Genomic DNA, 3,472 nt, shown 5'->3' with positions numbered 1-3,472 from the left:
GACAAAATTCTGCAACCGTTTTTTACTACGAAGAAAGGCACGTCTGGAACGGGGCTTGGTCTTAGTATTACTCATGATATTATTAAAGCACATGGCGGAAGTTTGGATGTTAAAACCGATTCATCCGGTACTAATTTTACGATCACTTTAAATCCTTAAACCGATGAATAGCAAAATCTTTAAAGTGGGTGTACTGGCAAGCTTTATTCTTCTGAATATTGCCGGGCTGAACTTTGCCCAAGATTCATCGATTCAATTTGAGACATTTCCAATACCGGGAGTTGATTATTCAACGGTTGTTCTTCAGGTAGAACAAGACAGTACCGGTTTTTTATGGTTTGCAACACACGAAGGCGTGTATCGATATAATGGACGCACTTTTACACATTTTACTCACGACCCTGAAGATTCTACCTCATTATCTGCAAACCGTGTTGAAACGATCTATGTGGATCAAGGCGGCACGATTTGGATAGGAACATTTAGCAACGGACTCAATCAGTTTCATCCAGAGACAGAAACCTTCACTCATTATCATCACGATCCTCAAATCCCAACTAGCATCAGTTCGGATTCTGTTACGGTTATCACAGAGGATACTTATGGCGATTTATGGGTTGGCACGAGAGGCGGACTCAACCGATTGGATCGCGAAACCTATACGTTTGCTCGGTATCAATATGATCCTGATGATTCCACAAGTCTGGGCAATGATGATGTATGGTCTCTTTTCGTGGACTCAGAAGGTACCCTTTGGGTTGGAATGATTGATAAAACGAGAACCGAACCAAGAAAACCCGGACCCGGTGGGTTGAATCGATTTAACCGTGATTCAGGGACGTTTACCAGATTCCTCCATGATCCTGAAAATCCGAATAGCCTGATGTCCAATCGAGTTTCAAGCATCTTTGAAGATAGCCGGGGGACATTTTGGGTGGGTACCTATGGAAATATCGTTCACAAGATGGACAGGGAAACGGGGCAATTTGAACGAATGGTCTACAATCCCGACTTACCGGGTATCTTTCAATTTCCAAATGAGCCATCTCTGTCACCGACGTGTAAAGCTTTTTACTGTGGAGCTATTGCCTCTATTGTTGAAGATGCATCAGGTTCATTATGGATAGGCTTATTGACTAACGGAGTCTTGAGGCTTCATCCTGATACGAATACGCTAGACTATTTTGATAGCAATGAGGCTAATTCAATAGGGTTTTTGGGGAGTAATGTTTGGAATCTATTTCAATCGAGAGACGGAACGCTCTGGATATCACCAATTTTATCTCATGTAACAAAAATATCATTACAGACTTATACTTCCGGGAGTAAATTTCAATCTCAAGGGCTTCCACTCAATACAATTCTGGGGGGACATTATGTCGAAGAATCAGGAAAAATATGGTTAGGTGAATACCATCAATTGCGCTCTCTTACTCCTGCCATAGAGAATGAAGGACCTTACCAAATCGATGCATCTATTCCTTTTGTGGGAAGAACCGTAGGGGCTATCCATAAAAGCAGAGATGGAACCTTTTGGGTGGGATCTTATGAAGGAAATGCGGGTTCATTATACGGAGGTTTATATGCACTCAATGAACAAACATTAACTCTTGATCCTGTTTTTGTAGATTCAGACCGTCCCTCAATATACATTGGGCCGATTATTGATATTTATGAAGATTTAGATGGAATTTTATGGCTGGGTACAAAATATGCAGGACTGATACGATATGACCGCAGGTCCAATACACTCACTCAATATCTTCATGATCCAAATAATCGTAATAGCTTGATCAGTAGTGAGCGTATCATTGTTCACGGTTCTAAATCGAAACCGGGAATTCTCTGGATTGGAACGGATCGAGGTTTAAACCGTTTTGATACGGGCACTGAATCTTTTACTCGCTATCCGTTTGATTCAAATGAATCAAGCGAATTAGGAGAGGATATTATTAAAAATATTTTTGAAGACTCTCAAAACAACCTATGGATTGGGACACATTCAACGGGGCTCATCCATTTTAAACCGACAAGCGAAGAGTTTACCCGGTACACAACATACAACAGTGCCATTTCCGGTAACAATGTTGATTGTATTCTTGAAAGCAGTGACGGATCAATTTGGATGGGAACCGACCGCGGACTCACTCATTTAAACCCGGAAACAGAGCTCTTCTTTACTTATGATGAAAACCATGGTATAGATGCAGCTCCATTTGTGGATAAATGCTCAATTGTGAATCAACAGCGTTTCCTCTTTACCGGTAATTCACAGCTCCTCGTGTTTGATCCGACAAATATACAACCGGCCACATCTCCCTCCGCTGTAGCATTTACTGACTTCTTTGTTGATAATCAACCGGTTCGATTCAGTTCGGAAGGTGTTTTGCAAACCCCCTTTTGGATGTCAAAAGAGATTGAACTACCATACAGTCAAAATACTTTTGCACTCGAATTTTCAGTACTCGATTTCCGGTCTCCTGAGGCAAACCGATATGCATACTACCTTGAAGGATTCGATGAATCCTGGAGTGAATCCGGTAACACAGGTCGAGCAGCCTATGAGCGTATTCCTGCAGGTAAGTATACATTTCGAGTAAGGGGCGCAAACAGCGACGGAGTTTGGAATGTTGATGGAGCTTCCATTGGGATTACAATTCTCCCCCCATGGTGGCAAACTTGGTGGGCTTATGGGCTATATGCCTTAATCTTTGCAGCCGGAGTTTTTGCTGTTGATCGTTTCCAGCGAAGAAGGTTAATCAAGAGAGAGCGGGAAAAGGCCCGGGAGCGTGAACTAGAACAAGCAAGGGAAATCGAGAAGGCTTATCACAATCTTGAAATCGCCCACGAGAATTTAAAATCCGCCCAGGAGCAGCTCGTCCAACAGGAGAAACTGGCTTCCCTGGGCCAGCTAACCGCCGGAATCGCCCACGAGATCAAAAACCCGCTGAACTTTGTGAATAATTTTTCGGATTTGTCTACGGAATTGATCCAGGAAGCGCGAGAAGAGATCAAATCCGTAGGAGCAATTCATGAGTTGCCCCTACAAGATGTGTACGATATTCTCGACGACATCGAAAACAACCTTCACATCATCCACCAACACGGCACCCGCGCCGATGGCATCATCAAATCGATGTTGCAGCACTCAAGAGGAGGCGATGGAAAGATGGAACCGACTCCGCTCAATCCATTAATTAAAGAATATGTGAACCTGGCCTTTCGCGGAATGCGAGCCGGGAAGGATCCAATCAACGTGGATATTGAACTGGGATTAGATAAGAATGTTGGAGAAGTCGAGATGATCGGCGAGGATTTCAGCCGGGTGATTTTGAATTTGTGTAATAATGCTTTTGATGCGATGAGAGATAAGCTAACAGTTGACAGTGGGCAGTTGACAAAGTCTCCCCTTGAGGGGAGTGGCGGAGCAGAGCGAAGCCGAGGGGTGTCCTCGATGGAAGGTTATGAACCC

Annotated in this window: 2 protein-coding genes; both read left to right on the top strand. The window is 43.5% G+C overall.

Annotated features, from left to right (window positions below; translation table 11 throughout):
- Positions 1-6: 6 nt before the first annotated feature.
- Positions 7-159 carry an ATP-binding protein gene (locus tag L6773_RS21870; RefSeq protein WP_369431607.1) on the top strand — a complete coding sequence of 51 codons (153 nt, stop codon included), beginning with the start codon at positions 7-9 and terminating at the stop codon, positions 157-159.
- Positions 160-163: 4 nt separating this feature from the next.
- A partial coding sequence (locus tag L6773_RS20990; protein ID WP_304622119.1) for a ligand-binding sensor domain-containing protein occupies positions 164-3,472 on the top strand: 3,309 nt, incomplete at its 3' end.

This window comes from Rhodohalobacter sulfatireducens, from assembly GCF_022012475.1.
Classification (GTDB): Bacteria; Bacteroidota; Rhodothermia; order Balneolales; family Balneolaceae; genus Rhodohalobacter; species Rhodohalobacter sulfatireducens.
The sequence above is the reverse complement of the archived record's forward strand: the minus strand, read 5'-3'. Positions and strand labels throughout refer to the sequence as shown.